Here is a 16,590-nt window from a genome sequence, read left to right on the forward strand (position 1 = left end):
GCTGGCAACGTGTTTTTAGTCCGATAGCTGCACGCCTTAGTCCCTCCGCTTTTCCAGAACATTGCCATTGGGATCCATCATCAGTTTCCATTCATCACGGCTGCTTTTTACCTCAAAAGCATAGCACACTTTCCGCCCTTCTGTAATCCTTTTGACATCTTCCAGACGATAGCCCCTGAAGTCTTTTCTGACTTTTGCCAAAACAGCTTTTGGCAGGTCATTTTTAGACAGATCTTCCTTGTGACGCACAATTTTTCCATTATGCTGGATCCACAGCTCGTGATCGCTGCCAAACAATCCCGTTTCAAATTCCGCTTCATACAAACCATTCTTTAGCTCCCAGTCTATATTTTTAGCTTTTGGAAATTGCTGCTGCAGACTGTTGACCACAAGTGCAGGCACCTGGCTTTGGGGAATATCCTGTGCTACAGCCCCCATCGCTGACAGGGTCAGGATCATTGCACTCCATATCGTTCTATGTTTCATGACTTTATTATTTTAATGTACAACCTTCAATGTACAACAAAGTAAAGTCCTGATTCTGTAAACATTTGGGAATATACCTTAGGCCGGATAAAAAGCTACTGTAAAGATATGTAGCTGCTGTTCATGTCGATATGAAAGTCCAAAACCATACAGGTTGCATATCGCCTGTACGATCGCCAGACCTAGCCCAGTACCGCGGGCTGCGGCATCAGATTTGTAAAACCGGGAGAACACCTTGTCTGCATCCAAAGGAGGCTGACCGCCCGTGTTGGCTACCTGCAGCAGTTTATCCGTCAAGGTAATATGCACATACCCCCCCTCGATATTATGAAATAGCGCGTTTCGCAGTAAATTGGCCACAATGATATTGGCCAGAGCGGCATCAAGCCGTGCGCTTAGCTGGCTTTGCTGCTCCACCCGGATCTCTACACGTTTAAATGCAGCCATATCCTCCAGCTCTTCCACCACATGCCCGACCAGCCCGTTGATGGAAATCTGCTCATTATCGAAAAACTGCTTATTTTCAATTTTGGTGAGCAGTAGCAATGATTTGTTTAAGCGCACCAGACGCTCAGCCGTATGCAGCAGATCCGCAAGGATTTCCGACTGCTCGGGTTGCAGACCCTGCGTCTCCGCCAGCATTTCCAGTTTGTTGATCATGATCGCCAGTGGGGTCTGCAGCTCATGTGAAGCATTGCCAATAAACTGCTTCTGCTGTTCATAGATCTCTTCATTATGGTGAATCAATGTGGCCACAGCCAGCTGCAGATCCTTAAACTCCTGTATCTTGGTATCCATCGCAGGCTTATCTGCAGTTTTACCCAGCCTAAACCTGGCCAACTGTTCCAGAAAGCGATATAATGGGCTCCATAGCCGCTGAATGACCACCCTATTGATCGAGACGATGCTGATCACCAGCAACACAAACAGGATCAGGACAGAATAAAACAGATTTTTGATCAAGTCACTCTCTTCAATCATCGAGTTGATAATGGATAGCTCATAATAGTGTCCTTTATGCACAAAGGCGGTAGTTAGCATACGCACAGGCTCAAGTTCCGGTTCGGGATCATCGTCATCCTGCATATACAGCATGGTGTCCTTATAGACATTTTTCATGTTGAGCGCTTGTTGCTCGGTAATTTCACGTACCTTATAGTTGTTTATCCCGAATTCCAGATCCGGAGATACCGTTTCATCTTCCGTCAGCTCCTGAATAATCAGGCGCTTCTGGTTTTCCAGTTCTTCATCAATATTGTCATGGATGGCTTCCAGCATAAATAAGTAAAACACTGTTGACCACAGTGCGATGACGACAAGCACCGAAACGGAGAAATATTTAAGGGTCTGATTCGCTAACTTCATTTTTTCACCAGTTTATAACCTACCCCGTAGACTGCCTCAAAGTCCACATCTGCCTGCTTCGCCAAAAATTTTTTACGCAGATTTTTTATCTGCGAATAGATAAAATCTAGATTATCGGCCTGGTCCGTATTGTCGCCCCATACATGCTCTGCCAGGGCACTTTTGCTCACGAGACGATTTTTGTTCAGCAAGAAATAATGAAGGATATCAAACTCCTTCCTGTTGAGTGCGACGGCCTCACCTGCAATCAACAGGTTGCGCTCATGCAGATCCAACACGATGTTGCCCATTTCAAGCGTGTCTTTGCCGTCCCGCTGCTTGCGGCGCAGGACAGCTTTAATACGTGCATTTAGCTCAGCAATATGAAAAGGTTTGGTCAGATAATCATCTGCCCCAAGCTCCAGTCCGTTCAATTTATCGTCCAAGGAGTCCTTCGCAGATATAATGATCACATTGTCCGACTTGCCCTCTTTTTTTAGCTGCTCCAGCACCTGAAGGCCACTGCCGCCCGGAAGCATGACATCCAGCAGAATACAATCGTAATCATAGACCAGCACCTTATCAAGCGCGGTATAGAAATCACTTGCAGTCTCCACCACATAATCTTCTTTGGTCAGGGAAGCTTTCAGCGTTTCCCTCAATTCCACTTCGTCTTCAATTACAAGTATTTTCATTGAGTCAACCTTTATTATACTGTATGACAGCGAAACTTCAAGCCGGCACGATTCAGGACTGCGCATTGCACTGCTGTCAGATGCAAATGTATACTGAATTTAGGAAACAATTGGGAAAAGGACCAAGGTTAATTTTTGACGCCGGGGCCTCAAAAGCTCGGACCAGTTTTGTATTTTAGGTCAGAGATCATGATCATGGATAAACGCAATACTAACATCTGGGCGCCAGTCATTGGCCTGGACGGTTTCCGTAAAGGACAAACGGCTGGCCGCGAGGAACTTCTTTTCAATGAGCTGCATGGGGAAAGGGTGATCGATAAGCCACATAAACATGATTTTTTTATCCTCAATTTATTCGACAGAGCTTCTGGCACACATACGATTGACTCCATAGACTACCCGATCAAAAACCATCAGGTGCATGTGCTGTTCCCCGGTCAGATGCACAAATGGCATATTTACGATGGCACCATTGGCTATCAGCTGATGATTGACCGGGCATTCTTCGAGCACTTTGCGCCCTTTTTCCGTTTTTCCTTTACCAACTACCAAAATCATCCGGTAATTGACTTGACGACCGAAGCTTTCGAACAGCTGCATTACGAATTTGAGTCCGTAAAAAAAGAGCTAGAACGCGAACATTCACTTATTCCGCTAATCACGGCGCGCGCCGGAGTGATCGCCGCCATCGTCAGCCGGGAGGCCGAACATGTTTTTACCGAATTCAAAGTGTATCAGAACGTGCCACGGCTGGCCCGGTTTAATATGCTGATTGATGAATTCTTTAGGGAACAGAAGATGGTCGCCTTTTATGCCGAAAAACTGCATATCTCGCCCAACTACCTGAATATCCTCTGCAAAAAACACCTCAGGATATCAGCCACACAGCTGATTCACCAGCGTATCTGTGTGGAAGCCAAACGCCTTCTGCAAAGCACAGAGTCCTCCATCAAGGAAATTACCTATGCGCTGGGTTTTGCAGATCAGGCCTACTTCTCCAATTTTTTTAAGCAGCAGACAGGTATGAGTCCCAGCGATTTTAGAGAGAAGAGATAAATCACACAAGAAATGGCAGAAATTGCCCAGCAAATAGCGGCATTCGGTTATCTATCTTTGTATTGAGCTGGCACACATGATGAATCAGCTGCAGCAGGTGATGACACAAACAGAAATCAGATGAAACCAATAGCCTTGACACGCAAAGAATTTATACGCAATACTGCCTTGACATTGGCGGGCAGCACGTTTATATCAAGTACGTTATTCGCAGATGAACAGCAAGAATCTTCCCTTTCATCGAATCAGACCGGACAATTAAGCACGACCGCTTACACCCTTAAAAACGTACTGCTGGAAACGGGCTTCGATTATGATGCAGGAGGACAGGTCCTTGCTACCAAGACCGCACTCTTCTCCCTACGCATCGAATCCGGTAAAATCAAAAGCATCGGTCCCAACAGCAACGATCCGAATGCCGTTGACGCCAGGGGCATGCTGATGTTGCCCTCGTTTAGGGATATGCACATCCATTTGGATAAAACATTTTATGGTGACAAGTGGCAGGCGGTACGGCGCGGAGCCGGCGGTGTCAAGGGCATGATTGCTCTTGAACAGCAGTTGCTGCCCGAACTCTTGAAAAACTCAACCTTTAAAGCCGAAAAACTAATTGAGCTGCTACAGTCCAACGGCACCGGCTTTGCGCGCAGCCATGTCAATATTGAGCCGACCTCCAAACTGGACTCCCTGCATCACCTGCAGCTTGCACTGGACCACAAGAAAGATAGTTTCGGAGCTGAACTTGTCGCCTTTCCGCAGCATGGTGTTTATTATACCGATACGGTGCCCTATCTTAAAGAAGCCGCAAAGACCAATATCGATTATATCGGCGGTGTAGACCCCTTCACCATTGACGGCGCTATCGAGAAGACCATGGATTTCACGGTGCAGCTGGCGCTTGATCACGATAAAGGGATTGATATCCATCTGCACGAATCGGGCGAGTCTGGATTAAAGACGGTGGAATATCTGATCCAGAAAGTGAATGAAAATCCAGCACTCAAGGGCAAGACCTTTTTGAGCCATTGTTTTGTCCTCGCTAAGCTCGACAAGGCCAGGCAGCAGGAAATCGCCGAAAAGCTGGGTGCGGCACAGATCGGCATTGTTTCCACCATTCCATTTGCCGGCCTGATCATGCCTATTCCCACCTTGCTGGAAAACAAAGTTACCGTGATGACCGGCAACGACAGCATTGTTGATCATTGGAACACCTTCGGTACCGGCAGCGTGCTGCAAAAAGCTAATTTGGCGGCCCAAGTATATGGACAGGTCACTGAGTATGGCCTTTCGCGCATGCTCAAACTAGCTACCGCCGGCCCCATCCCACTGGATGATGAAGGCAGACAACAATGGCCAAAGGCCGGTGACGAGGCCAACGTGGTGCTGATCGACGCGAGCTGTTCAGCCGAGGCGGTCTCCCGCATTTCACCCGTCAAATCGCTTATCCATCAAGGCAATATAGTCTTTTAAGTGCTGCCAGCACAAACCGCAGCACGTCATTTGGAGATCACAGCGTCGTTGCAACGTGTACATCAGGATCGGCGGGAGCTTCGCTGTGAATACGGCTGTTGCAGTGGCAAATTCTGGCGTAGAGCTACAAAAAGTTAGCTAGGACCCGCGATTAGGGAGCTTAAAAAGTTTCAGCAATCGAGGTTCAATGCATTCGGACAGTAGATATGCCACAGCCAGCATCAGCAAGGTCACCGATGTAACAAGCATATATTTATTCAGGTATGGATGTAGGTGATTAAACAGAATAAAGCCGATATGCTGGTGAATCAAATATAAAGGATAGGTCAGCATACCAACTTTGACCCATTTGGCTGAATTGAGTCCCTCTAGCCGATTACAGGAAACGAGCAGCATCAACGCATAAAAGAGCACTAGGGTACTGCCAATGATATAGGGCGAAAAGTCGCCGTGGAAGGTTCGTTCCAGCCAGTGGATCCGGCCTACCGCACCGTCAATGGAAAGGTAAAGGCAATAGAGCAGCAGGAATACATGTTTCAGCTTCAGACCCTGCAATCGGATCTGGCAAAAGATGATCCCTGCTATAAAATACGCGCTCCAGTCTAGGATAAAAAATTCATGTAGCGCATCATAAACTAGCGAAGGACCGACAAACAGATGCAGGCTTGACAGCAGCAGCCAGCCGCAGACCAGATAATCCAGGCTGATTTTCTTGAACCGGTTAATAATCAAGAATATGGCAATAATCAGATAAAATTTCAGCTCAACATAGAGTGACCAATAGGCACCATCAATATCCCCTACGCCAAATAACTTCTGTGCCATTGTCAAATTGGTCAGCAATTGCGAGAAGGTAACCTGATATCGCGGAGCTCCCCAAAAGTAAGTCACCCCACATGTCAGCAACAGGCAGAGCCAATACATGGGGTAAAGGCGCCTGAAGCGTGAATAGCAAAATTTGGATAGGGAAAGATGTTTGATCGAAAAAGCGATCACAAAACCGCTGATCATAAAAAACAGATCCACCCCCAGGTAACCATACTTAAAATACTCGCCGACCCCATCAAAGCGCAGTAAAGACATGTTACCGGCTTTATAGCCCCGATAAAGATAATGATAGAGCAGCACAGCGGATGCCGCTATAAAGCGAAACAGGTCAATTTGATAGATTCTTTTCGATGCTGTCATATAGAGTATTGAGCGCAAAGATAGCGGATTGGGACTGTCTTGCAGCAAATATACGGGGAAGGATTCAACTTCTTTCCTAAGTTTGTGGACTTAAAGAAAATTGAAACCATATATCATATCAACTTTATAACATCATTATGTGACTGGCGCTGATTGTATTTAGCAATTCTCCTCATTAACTTTACTAGAGTTAATACCACAAAATCGAGGAAATTATGAAAAAGAACGTATTAATAACCCTTCTTGCCATCGTTGCCATATGTATCGCACAGCATGCATACGCACAGAATCCATCTGCTACTTCTGCACCAGTTACTGTCAATATTAACCTGACTGATGCCATTTCGATTACCTTAGGTGCAGATCCTACGGTCAATTTCAATTATACCACTGCCGCTGATTATGCAGGATCCAAGACCGTCGAAAAAGCAAATCATTTTACCGTAGTCAGCAACAGACCCTACAATCTTACTGTCGCCGCGACAGGAGCATTCACACCCGCTGGTGGTCCGGCATTAAATGTAGTTACAGTTACGGTGCCGACAGCAACTGCCAATGGCGGCACACCTGTGGCAAACGTACCACTGGGCACCACCGCCGTTCCATTAGTCAATGGCTCTACCGCTTCTACAGGAGCCACGTATACCGTGGACTATACCATCGCAAATCCGGCATCCCTATTGAATCTTGCTGGGTCCACCTATAGTACCACTGTGACTTATACAGCAACACAACAGTAAAACTTTGATCCGACGTTCCACTGTGCGATATTCAATAATATTATTGCTATTCATATGTAGTACCCTGACCCATGGACAGGGTATTTCCATTTCACCTTCGCGAATATTCTTCACCGGAGAAGTGGGTCAAACAGTTAGTCAGACGATCACCTTCAGCAATACGTCCAATAGTGAACTTACATTTGTAGCCAATCTAAAAGATTGGGACAGGGATTCGCTAGGGGTGAAAAAGTATTATGCAAGCGGCTACCTTTCACATTCCAATAGTTCTTGGCTCTCACTCCTAGAAAACACCGTAAGTCTTGCTCCCGGAGAAACCAAACAGATTAATCTGTACATGAGGATACCCGAAGATGCAGCTTTGCAATTGACCAACAGTATGCTTTTTTTCACGCAGGTCAAACAACAGAAAGCCGCAACCGCCAATGGACTAAGTATGAATGTCCTTGTCGAAGTTGGGATCCAAGTTTACCATACACCAGTAGGCTTAACATCCGGAGACCTCGAATTCCTTGCCTTTAAGGACAAACAGATCATCGCCGACCAAGCGGGCAATCCTGTACGCCGCATGGAAGTCAAAGTCAGCAACACAGGACAGATCAATAAGGATGCCTATCTCCGCTTTGAGCTCACTAACACAGAGACAGGTGAAGAGATTCCGGTGAAGGCCGTTGCTATTGCCCTGTTGCCCAAAGCCACACAGTGGGTTCAAGTCGACCTTCCCGCACAACTTCATTCCGGCAAATATCTTGCGGTAGCAATACTTGATGCCGGCAGCCAATACGATCTAAAAATTGCAGAGAAAGAAATTACATATTAGGTCTGCTTTGCTGTTTATGGGCTCAGGTCTTTGCGCCTATTGCGCAAGAGCTCAGATCATTGTGACATTACCACAGACAAACATCCAGACAAGAGCTGATTACAGCACGACCATTAATGCGGGGCAATATAATAGCGTGCTTACTGTACTACCAACGTTTCGGGTCCGCGCCGGCGCCCCCAGTTTCAATAGTACGGTAAACACCAATTTCGCCGCCAGCTTGGTACATATAAAACTTGCGAGCATTGGAGCTCTACCGCTACTCTCCTTATCTGGTAATACCGAAGTAGCTCTTTCCACCAGCAATCAAAATTTATATACAGCTTTAGCAAGCATTGCCTCGGGCCAGGTTATGGCCAATACACGCATCGCCACGGCCAGCCAAACGTGGACTGCCGGAGACTATAGCAATAGTCTTTTCTTTTCGACGCAAGGTCTACTCGCTGGGTCCATTTCACCAACGAGCTTTACCTTAACGATCAGCGTACCTGCATTTATCAGTCCACCCAGCACGATAGGTAGCACCACTGTGCTCGTAAACGACCTAAACTTTTACCGGTCCGCCAATGCAGTCAGCGGCAGTAAAGTCATCCCAGTTTCTACTACTGTTCCGTATGTTCCAAGCTTAAGAGCAGGAAGTGCACAATTCAGTTTTAATACCAGCTTCCCCTACATTAATCTTCCAGTCGTACCCGTTTCTGCCGTTGGCACCACTCTTAACGGCGTTGCAACAGCAAATACTGTTAGTTTATCTACCAGTGACCAACCCCTTACTTCGGCCAGTGGTATCGCAGTGCCGACGAATAACAGCCATACGGTAACCCATAGTTATTCCATCAGCGCTGCACAGTTGAAAAATAACTTCCTACAGGCCGGAACATACTCTACACCATTAACTTATACTTGGAGCAAACCATCTTCAGCTGATCCACCCAACCCCGTACAGGCACAGGCCAGCGGCAGCCTTAATATTGTGGTAAGTGATCTGGGTGAGATTATTGCCAACCAGCAAAACATCAACCTGAATTTCGTAACGACAAACGATTATAAAAATGGTATCAGCGTTAATTCGCCGGCTCACCTTCGAGTAAGCAAGACTACGCCCTATAATCTATATGTACGCGCTACATCAAACAGTTTTGTTTCAGGAGCCAATAGCATTCCCTTAAATGTGTTACGTATCGGTCCTATGGCCGGGCAGACTGGAATCAGCACCATCACCCTTTCTACAACGGCGCAGCAACTTATCCAAAATGCCAATCCTGTGATAGACAGAAATCTGGATATGCAGTTCAGCATTCCTGCCTCAGAAACGAACAAACTCCTTAACAAACCTAGTGGCAGTTATGTGGCAACTATAGTCTATAGCTTCGTAGCCCCTTAAAACCGTTTGATATTGACTCTGCGGCGCTGATCCCAATATTTCAGCACAGGAAGTTCAGTCTTCCGGTGAGCTTCTACTTCCACTTGGCAACCTGCATTTTCAATCCCAAATGGCATTCCGTCCGTGACTACGTTAATTGTGTAAACACCAACAGGCAAATAGAATATATATTCACCCTCGTCATTTGTCAATGTGTTATATTTTCTCCCATTCCGATCTACGGCATATATACTAATTCCGCTGAGATCAGGTCTGGCTGTCATGTATTTGTTCGATGCCAATTGAAGCTTGCCTGTCAGCTTTTTAGTTTTGGCGAGCGGTATTTCAATAGCTTTATTTTTTGTTATCACAACCGTCACAGCGCCCTGTGCAACCCAGCCTTGACTATTTTCAACCTGGATAGTATACGATCCGGGCTGAACACCGACAAACTCTGCCCGTCCTTTTTCGTCAGTAATCACAACTTCCTTACCGATACGGACCAAAATTGATGCTGCCTGATCTTCTCCCTTTTCTTTCAGGCCATTATTGTTTTGATCTTCAAAGCAGGTCACCTGTAATTTAAAACCTTTGGATCCAGCAGGGCGTCCAAAACTTTTCTCTATTCCAAGCCTGATCTGCCGGTTGTCGATTGCGTAACGACTAGGACCGGGATGATCCATAGCGGCTGACAGGTCTGCAAAAAACAATGGTTGTCCCTGAATATAAGTATAAAATAAGTCAGCCGCCAAGGTCCAGCCCGCAGCCATTCGCCAGCGGGCGCTGCCATTGATTGAGAAGTTCTTACTTTTTGAAAAACCATAATAACTGTACATGGTAGACAACTGGACCTGCAAGCTTTGGTTAAAAACTTCAAAACGTGTATTTGGGCCAAAGGAAAATATGCTATAACTCGAATTATCACGTACTGCCAGCAGATCGCTTAGGTAATAAGGATTAATCTGAACAAACGCATCTATGCCGAATAGCGTATTATTATAATTACCGATAACACGTACCGAATGGAAAGGAGCAATAGGTCTCTCCGATGTGTTTTTGTAGGTATATCCATAATCCGTCTGGACAGAAAAACGATGTTTTGGGCTAAAGAAATTGATATCAACTGCTGTACGAAGCGAATTAGACTTCCAGTTTATTAGCTCGTTTGCTGTGCTCAGCCAATTCCGATAACGACTATGCTGCATCATCAGATAAGGCCTCAGATTAAAGTGTAGCTGTCCAAGCATGCCATAATAGCCGAGCTCGTATTGCTGTATGCGATTGCCGCTATTAAGAAAATAGTTTCTGTCATTATTTACATAGCCTGGGTCGTTGTCCATATAGCTGACCCGTGCGGCTAACCTACGCTTATCACCTATGGACATCAACAGACGCGAATCCGATTGAAGCAGTCCCCTGCGCAACCCTGCGTAATACGGAGAACTGTAATAATTGACACTGGAAATCTGGTAGTTTTCAAATGTGCCACTGTAGTTGATTCCTGCTGCGAGAGCCATTTTATTCTGTCCCCCCGCTGTTTGCTCAAGGCTAGTCCCACCCTCCCAGGAGAGGTTCTGATTATCGGCCAAGCCCGTATAACCCTTACCACTAATCAGGTGACTTTGAACAGCACGATATCTGTCTCTGCTATATAGGTAAGTAAGGCTATTTTCCTGATTTTTGTCATATTGAAAAACATATTTTGCACCGAAGACCTCCCCATCTTGATAAAAATTATTGATCTGGTTCAATAACATATATTGGTTTTGGACCGCATAAAGAGTGAGCGACCGCGACTGATCAAAACTGTAACTAGCTTTTATTCCTCTCCCATTGATGAACTGATCAAGGTTTTCGTATATATTACCCAGCCTTAGTCCCCAGTCTCCTGCCTGATAGTCCACATAACTATCGTATATATACAACTGGCGTTGATCCGAAAAATAATCGAGATTCACTTTATAATTCAGGCGGTTCCCTTGAGCATGATCGATCTTGCCGAATCCCTGGACCTGATAAATGTTTGCATGCTCTCCCATGTGGAGGTAGCGCAACGCGACCATATTATCATAGGACTGTTCTTGAACGAACATATCTGTACCGAAGCGCTTAACACTTCCTACCGTCAGGATACGGATGTTGTTAGCGGCCAGCACTGCCCCATCCTGTCGCACAGCCTGTATGCTCAGTTCGGCATCAGCGGCTATTTTTTTGACTCGCATCTTTACGCTATACGTCAGCACCAGTTGTGCCCCGGCAGCCAAGGTGGCTAGCTGCGTATCGCCCGTTATTTCGATACCTCGTGGGACATTGGGAAAACGAAGCTGAAAGACAAGTGGTACCAAGCCGATATTAGCAACCCTGACTACAAACTGAACCTGCCCTGTTGATTCGTCAATATAATATTCTGTCTGCGGTGTCTGCAGCAACAAGGATTGCCGCACGTCCAAACGTGTATAAAAAGACCGGGCTGGCTGTACTGTCCGAGCGGAATCCTCAGATTTCAAGGCGATGCTAAAGGGCTGTATAGCTTGAGTTATTGTATGGCGGTCGGCCATATATTTTAAGGGAAAACTTTTGGTTTCATTGGCGTTTAAATATAATAATTCAGGTAGTCTGATCATCCCGCTTAAAGCAGGTGTTCTGTTCGCCTCCGCTTTTAAAGTAATGGGCTGACGACTATGATTAGTGATCAAGAGCCTATTGGCAAATGTACGTGAAGGGCTGATCGCGATGGTATCATATTCGAACCGATAAGCTACATCATACTGCTGCTGACTTTTCGCATGTAAAAAGAAAAGCGCTATATAGGAGACAAGAAACAAGAAAATCCAAAGGTTTCTTATTGACATAGCATGTGGTTCAAACTTTCATAAAAATCAGGGTTAATTAGCTGACTTCGAAATATTAGCCGTCACATGTTCATGTAACGAAATGTCAGGGACGTAGTTGGGCAATCAATTCACCCTTACTGTTTATGTGTAGCTTTCTGTAAATCCGTTTGATATAAATCCGTACAGTATCGAGCGAAATAACATATTTTTGTGCAATCATCTTATAACTAAGCCCTTCGACAATTCCATTGGCAATCTGTAGTTCACGTGCTGTAAGCATACCCTCCAATCTTTTAGAGCTGAAGCTCTGCTGGATCAGTGCCCTGTTTACACTTGGGCTTACAAAAGATCCCGCAGCTAAGGTGATATAGATGGCGGTCACAAGCGAACTCAGACAGGTTTGTTTCAACAAATATCCTACGGCACCATATCGGAAGCAATTACGTACGGTCTTAAGATCAGAATCCTTTGTCAATATCAGGATTTCTGATGACGGAAACTTATTTTTAACTCGCTCCACAATCAAGGGATCCTGACGATGGATATCCACAAGCAGTACATCGGGCGAGCGGCCGTCCAGTCTTCCCGCGAGCTTATCCGTCTCAAATAGAATCTGTATAGGTTCTTCTTTGGTTTGCGGATGATATTCGCTTACAATTTTTTTTGTCAGCTGTCGAGCGTGCGTATCGATATCGATTATACCAACTGTAATCATAATTTTGGATTAATGATGTTAGACCAACCAGAGAACCCCCATACAAGGCCGGCTAAACATTAGACAAACGCAACCTCAAAAATGTTTTTTAATGTAAAAAAATTATTCGATATAATGCTCAAAAAAAATACAAACGCTATTTTGTGATTTATTTTTTTTCCTTAAACTTATAATTTAGCAAAATATGTCGATCTCTAATTTTACCAATGAATTTAGATTAAGGTCAATCAGCTCGCGCTAGATCTGGCGCATTTCAAGGTCTAAATAATATCAGGTCGAATGGTTTGGTGTTAGTATAACAGGCCTTCGCACTCGCGAAGGAGATTCTGACGCACATATTCATTTATGGCGACAAAAAAGAGGACTAAATAGCCCTCCTTTTCACCTTATTTAGTAATTCCTTTTAAGTATTCGCCATAGCCTGATTTGCACAAAGGCTCAGCGATTTTCAATAATTGGGGCCGGTCAATATATCCCATGCGGTACGCTACTTCTTCGATAGCACCGATCTTCATCCCCTGCCGTTCTTCAATGACCTGCACAAACTGGCCGGCCTGCATCAACGACTGTATTGTTCCGGTATCCAGCCAGGCTGTACCCCGATCGAATATACCTACTTGTAGTTTTCCCCGACGCAGATACTCGCTATTGACGTCAGTGATCTCCAGCTCCCCGCGCGCCGACGGTCGGATGTTTCTAGCAATGGATACCACTTCATTATCATAAAAATAGATTCCCGGAACGGCATAGTTTGATTTAGGCTGGGCCGGCTTTTCTTCGATGGAAATCACTTTTTTGCTGGAATCAAACTCGACCACCCCATAGCGTTCGGGATCATGTACTGGATACGCAAACACAATACCACCATCCGGATCTGCGCTCGACTGCAGGAGCTTTGACAGCCCTGATCCGTAAAAGATATTGTCCCCAAGGATCAGCGCCACCTTATCGTTGCCGATGAAGTCTGCTCCCAAAATAAAGGCCTGTGCCAGTCCATCTGGACTAGGCTGTTCTTTATATTCAAAACGGCAACCCAGCTGAGACCCGTCCCCGAGCAGTTTTTGAAAATTGGGCAAATCCTGCGGTGTGGAGATGATCAAAATCTCACGGATACCCGCAAGCATCAAGGTAGATAATGGATAATAGATCATCGGTTTATCATAGACCGGCATCAGCTGCTTGCTCACAGCCAATGTTAAGGGATGTAAGCGGGTTCCTGACCCGCCCGCTAATATAATTCCTTTCATTTTTATGATGGGATTTAGAGAGTTCCTAACACTTCTTGATATAGCTTCATTCGTCCAGCATACGCATCAAGCTCGACTTCCAATCCGGCACCTCCACAGCATAGGCTGCCTTTATCTTGGCTTTGTCCAAAAGAGAATACTGTGGACGTTTTGCCGGAGTCGGATAAGCGGTGGTCGGAATGGGTGTGACCTTACAGTCAAACGAACGGATATCCCTTATAACTACAGCGAAGTCATACCAGGAAATTTCACCTTCGTTGCTGTAATGGTATATCCCAGCCTGCCAGTTTGGCGAATCCGCAATTTTCAAAATTGCCTTTGCCAGATCAGCAGCATACGTAGGGCTTCCGATCTGGTCATTGATCACCCGCACCTCATCCCGTTCTGCCATCAGCCGGCACATAGTCTTGACGAAGTTTTTACCAAAGGATGAATAGACCCATGAAGTGCGGATAATAATTGCCTCTGCACACCACTTTTGGATGGCCTTTTCGCCCGCCAGCTTAGTCTGCCCATAGACATTTACAGGACCAGTCGGCGCATCCTCCTTCAAAGGCACCGCTGAGTTGCCATCAAAAACATAATCTGTAGAGACCGCGATCAGTTTAGCCCCATGGAGCCGGCAATACTGGGCAATTTCTTCACAGGCGAGATGATTGACCAGATTGGCCAGACCGGGCTCGTCCTCAGCCTGATCGACCGCTGTGTAAGCGCCGGCATGAATAATGAGATCTGGCTGATACATGCCTAAAATATCCTGAATCAATTCGGTCTGATCCAGCGGCAACTGTTTACGGTCCAAAAAATAGCACTCTTTTTCGCTGCCTGGCAACAGCTCCCGCAATTCAGACCCCAACTGTCCGGAGGCCCCTGTAATGACGATCTTCATCTATCTATATTTTTTTGTTCTCTCAGTATACAAAGCTGTTTTTGCACAAACGACATGCCGCAAATGATATAAGTTATACCCGTCATATAGCATGGCACGAAGGTGACAAAAGCGTTAAAGACATTAAGCCTGCAATTTATCACATAGTTCAGCAAAGCGCTGTGCTTCTCTGTCCTTTTGCGAAAGGATCATCTCTTCGGGCATCAGTTGCCAGTCAATGGCCAATTGCGGGTCCAAGGGATCTATACCGTCTTCCGACTCCCTATTGTAAGCGTTGTCACATTTATAGAAAAATACAGCTTGCTCGGAGAGGACCGAAAAACCATGTAAGAATCCACGTGGAACGAAAAGCTGTTTTCTATTTTCGGCAGAGAGCTCTACTGCGACATGCGCTCCGAAAGTTGCTGACCCCGGGCGGACGTCTACCACCACATCCAGCACTCGCCCTTCTAATACGCGTACCAGTTTAGCCTGTGCATGCTCACCGGTCTGCATATGTAATCCGCGAACGACACCATATTGCGATTTAGACTGATTATCCTGCACAAATCGCGGTGTATATCCCAAAATGGGTGTCAGTTTATTTTCATTGTAGGATTCAAAAAAATAGCCTCTCTCATCCTCAAATACCGTCGGCTCCAGGATAAAGCAGCCCATGAGTTTAGTTTCTGTATACTTCATAGCTATGCGCCGTTGTACTGCCTGTTATAATAGTTCTGATAATCTCCCGACGTCACATGGTCCAACCATTCCTGATTGGATAAAAACCAGTCGATGGTCAGAGACAGTCCTTCTTCAAATGTCACCGAGGGTTTCCAGCCCAATTCCTGATTAATTTTGGTGGCGTCTATCGCATAACGCAGATCATGTCCGGGACGATCTTTCACAAAGGTAATCAGTGCGGCTGAGGTACCTTCCGCATGACCAAGTTTGACGTCCATCTGTCGGCACAACTCCTTGATCAGATCAATATTTTGCCATTCGTTAAACCCGCCGATATTGTACGAATCTCCATTTTTGCCGTCATGAAACACCAGATCTATTGCTTTGGCATGGTCAATCACAAAAAGCCAGTCGCGCGTATATTTACCATCACCGTAGACGGGTAGAGGTTTATTATTTAATATATTATGGATACAGAGTGGGATTAGCTTTTCCGGAAAATGATTCGGCCCGTAATTGTTTGAGCAATTGGTCAGGACAATTGGTAATCCATACGTGTCGTGGTATGCGCGCACAAAATGGTCCGAACTTGCTTTGGAAGCAGAATAAGGTGAATGCGGATCATATTTGGTATCCTCCGTAAAAAAGCCTGTGTCGCCCAGCGCTCCGAAAACCTCATCCGTGGAGACATGGTGAAAACGCTTCCCTTCAAAATTATCTTTCCACAGCTCCCGTGCGGCGTTCAACAAATTTACAGTACCGATAACATTGGTCATCACAAAAGCATTCGGGTCAGTTATTGAGCGGTCTACGTGCGACTCAGCAGCCAGGTGGATTACGCCATCCGGCTTATATTGATCAAAAACAGCTCGAACAGCCGGCTGATCGGTAATATCAGCTTTCACAAAAATATAGTTAGCATAGCCTTCGATGTCTTTCAGATTTTCCAGATTGCCCGCATAAGTCAGCGCGTCCAGATTAATAATCTGATAATGGGGGTATTTGAGGACAAATTCACGTACCACGTGCGAACCTATAAATCCTGCCCCACCTGTAATTAATATTTTTTTACTCATATGA

Annotated in this window: 15 protein-coding genes; 5 read left to right on the forward strand and 10 right to left on the reverse strand. The window is 45.6% G+C overall.

Annotated elements, in window-relative coordinates; genetic code table 11:
• Positions 1-36 precede the first annotated feature (36 nt).
• The 3 genes from K7A41_RS05945 to K7A41_RS05955 all read right to left on the reverse strand — a co-directional run bounded on the left by K7A41_RS05945 (position 37) and on the right by K7A41_RS05955 (position 2,525).
• Positions 37-486 (reverse strand): PepSY-like domain-containing protein, encoded by a 450-nt coding sequence (locus K7A41_RS05945; RefSeq protein WP_265712944.1) that lies wholly within the window; start codon positions 484-486, stop codon positions 37-39.
• 78 nt (positions 487-564) lie between these two features.
• Positions 565-1,851, reverse strand: coding sequence for a sensor histidine kinase (locus tag K7A41_RS05950; protein ID WP_265712945.1), 1,287 nt, complete (start codon positions 1,849-1,851; stop codon positions 565-567).
• The gene (locus tag K7A41_RS05955) at positions 1,848-2,525 is read right to left on the reverse strand and encodes a response regulator transcription factor (RefSeq protein ID WP_028069207.1); all 678 of its coding nucleotides are present in this window, start codon (positions 2,523-2,525) and stop codon (positions 1,848-1,850) included. The genes K7A41_RS05950 and K7A41_RS05955 overlap by 4 nt, the downstream gene beginning before the upstream one ends.
• A gap of 195 nt (positions 2,526-2,720) precedes the next feature.
• Between K7A41_RS05955 and K7A41_RS05960 the strand changes: the two genes are divergently transcribed.
• Both K7A41_RS05960 and K7A41_RS05965 read left to right on the forward strand, forming a co-directional pair.
• A complete protein-coding gene (locus K7A41_RS05960; RefSeq protein ID WP_265712946.1) occupies positions 2,721-3,581 on the forward strand; it encodes a helix-turn-helix domain-containing protein in 861 nt (286 codons plus the stop codon).
• A 120-nt stretch (positions 3,582-3,701) separates the two neighbouring features.
• Positions 3,702-5,051, forward strand: a complete 1,350-nt coding sequence (locus K7A41_RS05965) for an amidohydrolase (protein WP_265712947.1) — start codon at positions 3,702-3,704, stop codon at positions 5,049-5,051.
• 138 nt (positions 5,052-5,189) lie between these two features.
• Here the strand turns inward: K7A41_RS05965 and K7A41_RS05970 are convergent, their stop codons facing one another.
• A complete protein-coding gene (locus K7A41_RS05970; RefSeq protein ID WP_265712948.1) occupies positions 5,190-6,239 on the reverse strand; it encodes an acyltransferase family protein in 1,050 nt (349 codons plus the stop codon).
• 215 nt (positions 6,240-6,454) lie between these two features.
• Between K7A41_RS05970 and K7A41_RS05975 the strand changes: the two genes are divergently transcribed.
• The 3 genes from K7A41_RS05975 to K7A41_RS05985 are packed head-to-tail and all read left to right on the forward strand — an operon-like array spanning position 6,455 to position 9,183.
• Positions 6,455-6,979 carry a hypothetical protein gene (locus K7A41_RS05975; RefSeq protein ID WP_265712949.1) on the forward strand — a complete coding sequence of 175 codons (525 nt, stop codon included), beginning with the start codon at positions 6,455-6,457 and terminating at the stop codon, positions 6,977-6,979.
• Between the two features lie 43 nt (positions 6,980-7,022).
• On the forward strand, positions 7,023-7,799 hold the full coding sequence (locus tag K7A41_RS05980) for a hypothetical protein (RefSeq protein WP_265712950.1): 777 nt from the start codon (positions 7,023-7,025) through the stop codon (positions 7,797-7,799).
• Positions 7,774-9,183 carry a hypothetical protein gene (locus K7A41_RS05985; protein WP_265712951.1) on the forward strand — a complete coding sequence of 470 codons (1,410 nt, stop codon included), beginning with the start codon at positions 7,774-7,776 and terminating at the stop codon, positions 9,181-9,183. The genes K7A41_RS05980 and K7A41_RS05985 overlap by 26 nt, the downstream gene beginning before the upstream one ends.
• On the opposite strand, the gene K7A41_RS05990 is transcribed toward K7A41_RS05985, so the two are convergent.
• The 6 genes from K7A41_RS05990 to rfbB form a co-directional block, all read right to left on the reverse strand.
• Positions 9,180-12,014 carry an MSCRAMM family protein gene (locus K7A41_RS05990; RefSeq protein WP_265712952.1) on the reverse strand — a complete coding sequence of 945 codons (2,835 nt, stop codon included), beginning with the start codon at positions 12,012-12,014 and terminating at the stop codon, positions 9,180-9,182. The genes K7A41_RS05985 and K7A41_RS05990 overlap by 4 nt on opposite strands.
• Positions 12,015-12,099: 85 nt before the next feature.
• Positions 12,100-12,711, reverse strand: coding sequence for a LuxR C-terminal-related transcriptional regulator (locus K7A41_RS05995; RefSeq protein WP_265712953.1), 612 nt, complete (start codon positions 12,709-12,711; stop codon positions 12,100-12,102).
• Positions 12,712-13,097: 386 nt separating this feature from the next.
• Positions 13,098-13,958 carry a glucose-1-phosphate thymidylyltransferase RfbA gene (gene rfbA, locus K7A41_RS06000; protein ID WP_265712954.1) on the reverse strand — a complete coding sequence of 287 codons (861 nt, stop codon included), beginning with the start codon at positions 13,956-13,958 and terminating at the stop codon, positions 13,098-13,100.
• A gap of 46 nt (positions 13,959-14,004) precedes the next feature.
• The gene (gene rfbD, locus K7A41_RS06005) at positions 14,005-14,847 is read right to left on the reverse strand and encodes a dTDP-4-dehydrorhamnose reductase (protein WP_265712955.1); all 843 of its coding nucleotides are present in this window, start codon (positions 14,845-14,847) and stop codon (positions 14,005-14,007) included.
• Positions 14,848-14,970: 123 nt separating this feature from the next.
• Positions 14,971-15,528 carry a dTDP-4-dehydrorhamnose 3,5-epimerase gene (rfbC, locus tag K7A41_RS06010; protein ID WP_265712956.1) on the reverse strand — a complete coding sequence of 186 codons (558 nt, stop codon included), beginning with the start codon at positions 15,526-15,528 and terminating at the stop codon, positions 14,971-14,973.
• Between the two features lie 2 nt (positions 15,529-15,530).
• Positions 15,531-16,586, reverse strand: a complete 1,056-nt coding sequence (rfbB, locus tag K7A41_RS06015) for a dTDP-glucose 4,6-dehydratase (RefSeq protein ID WP_265712957.1) — start codon at positions 16,584-16,586, stop codon at positions 15,531-15,533.
• Between the last annotated feature and the right edge of the window lie 4 nt (positions 16,587-16,590).

The sequence above is a fragment of the Sphingobacterium sp. InxBP1 genome, from assembly GCF_026191775.1.
Lineage (GTDB): Bacteria > Bacteroidota > Bacteroidia > Sphingobacteriales > Sphingobacteriaceae > Sphingobacterium > Sphingobacterium thalpophilum.

What these genes read in the sequence shown, in the direction of transcription:
- K7A41_RS05950 (WP_265712945.1), bottom strand. Translation starts at nt 1,851, where the DNA reads ATGAAGTTAGCGAATCAGACCCTTAAATATTTCTCCGTTTCGGTGCTT.
- rfbB (WP_265712957.1), bottom strand. Translation starts at nt 16,586, where the DNA reads ATGAGTAAAAAAATATTAATTACAGGTGGGGCAGGATTTATAGGTTCG.
- rfbD (WP_265712955.1), bottom strand. Translation starts at nt 14,847, where the DNA reads ATGAAGATCGTCATTACAGGGGCCTCCGGACAGTTGGGGTCTGAATTG.
- K7A41_RS05995 (WP_265712953.1), bottom strand. Translation starts at nt 12,711, where the DNA reads ATGATTACAGTTGGTATAATCGATATCGATACGCACGCTCGACAGCTG.
- rfbA (WP_265712954.1), bottom strand. Translation starts at nt 13,958, where the DNA reads ATGAAAGGAATTATATTAGCGGGCGGGTCAGGAACCCGCTTACATCCC.
- K7A41_RS05955 (WP_028069207.1), bottom strand. Translation starts at nt 2,525, where the DNA reads ATGAAAATACTTGTAATTGAAGACGAAGTGGAATTGAGGGAAACGCTG.
- K7A41_RS05965 (WP_265712947.1), top strand. Translation starts at nt 3,702, where the DNA reads ATGAAACCAATAGCCTTGACACGCAAAGAATTTATACGCAATACTGCC.
- K7A41_RS05970 (WP_265712948.1), bottom strand. Translation starts at nt 6,239, where the DNA reads ATGACAGCATCGAAAAGAATCTATCAAATTGACCTGTTTCGCTTTATA.
- K7A41_RS05975 (WP_265712949.1), top strand. Translation starts at nt 6,455, where the DNA reads ATGAAAAAGAACGTATTAATAACCCTTCTTGCCATCGTTGCCATATGT.
- K7A41_RS05990 (WP_265712952.1), bottom strand. Translation starts at nt 12,014, where the DNA reads ATGTCAATAAGAAACCTTTGGATTTTCTTGTTTCTTGTCTCCTATATA.
- K7A41_RS05945 (WP_265712944.1), bottom strand. Translation starts at nt 486, where the DNA reads ATGAAACATAGAACGATATGGAGTGCAATGATCCTGACCCTGTCAGCG.
- rfbC (WP_265712956.1), bottom strand. Translation starts at nt 15,528, where the DNA reads ATGAAGTATACAGAAACTAAACTCATGGGCTGCTTTATCCTGGAGCCG.
- K7A41_RS05960 (WP_265712946.1), top strand. Translation starts at nt 2,721, where the DNA reads ATGGATAAACGCAATACTAACATCTGGGCGCCAGTCATTGGCCTGGAC.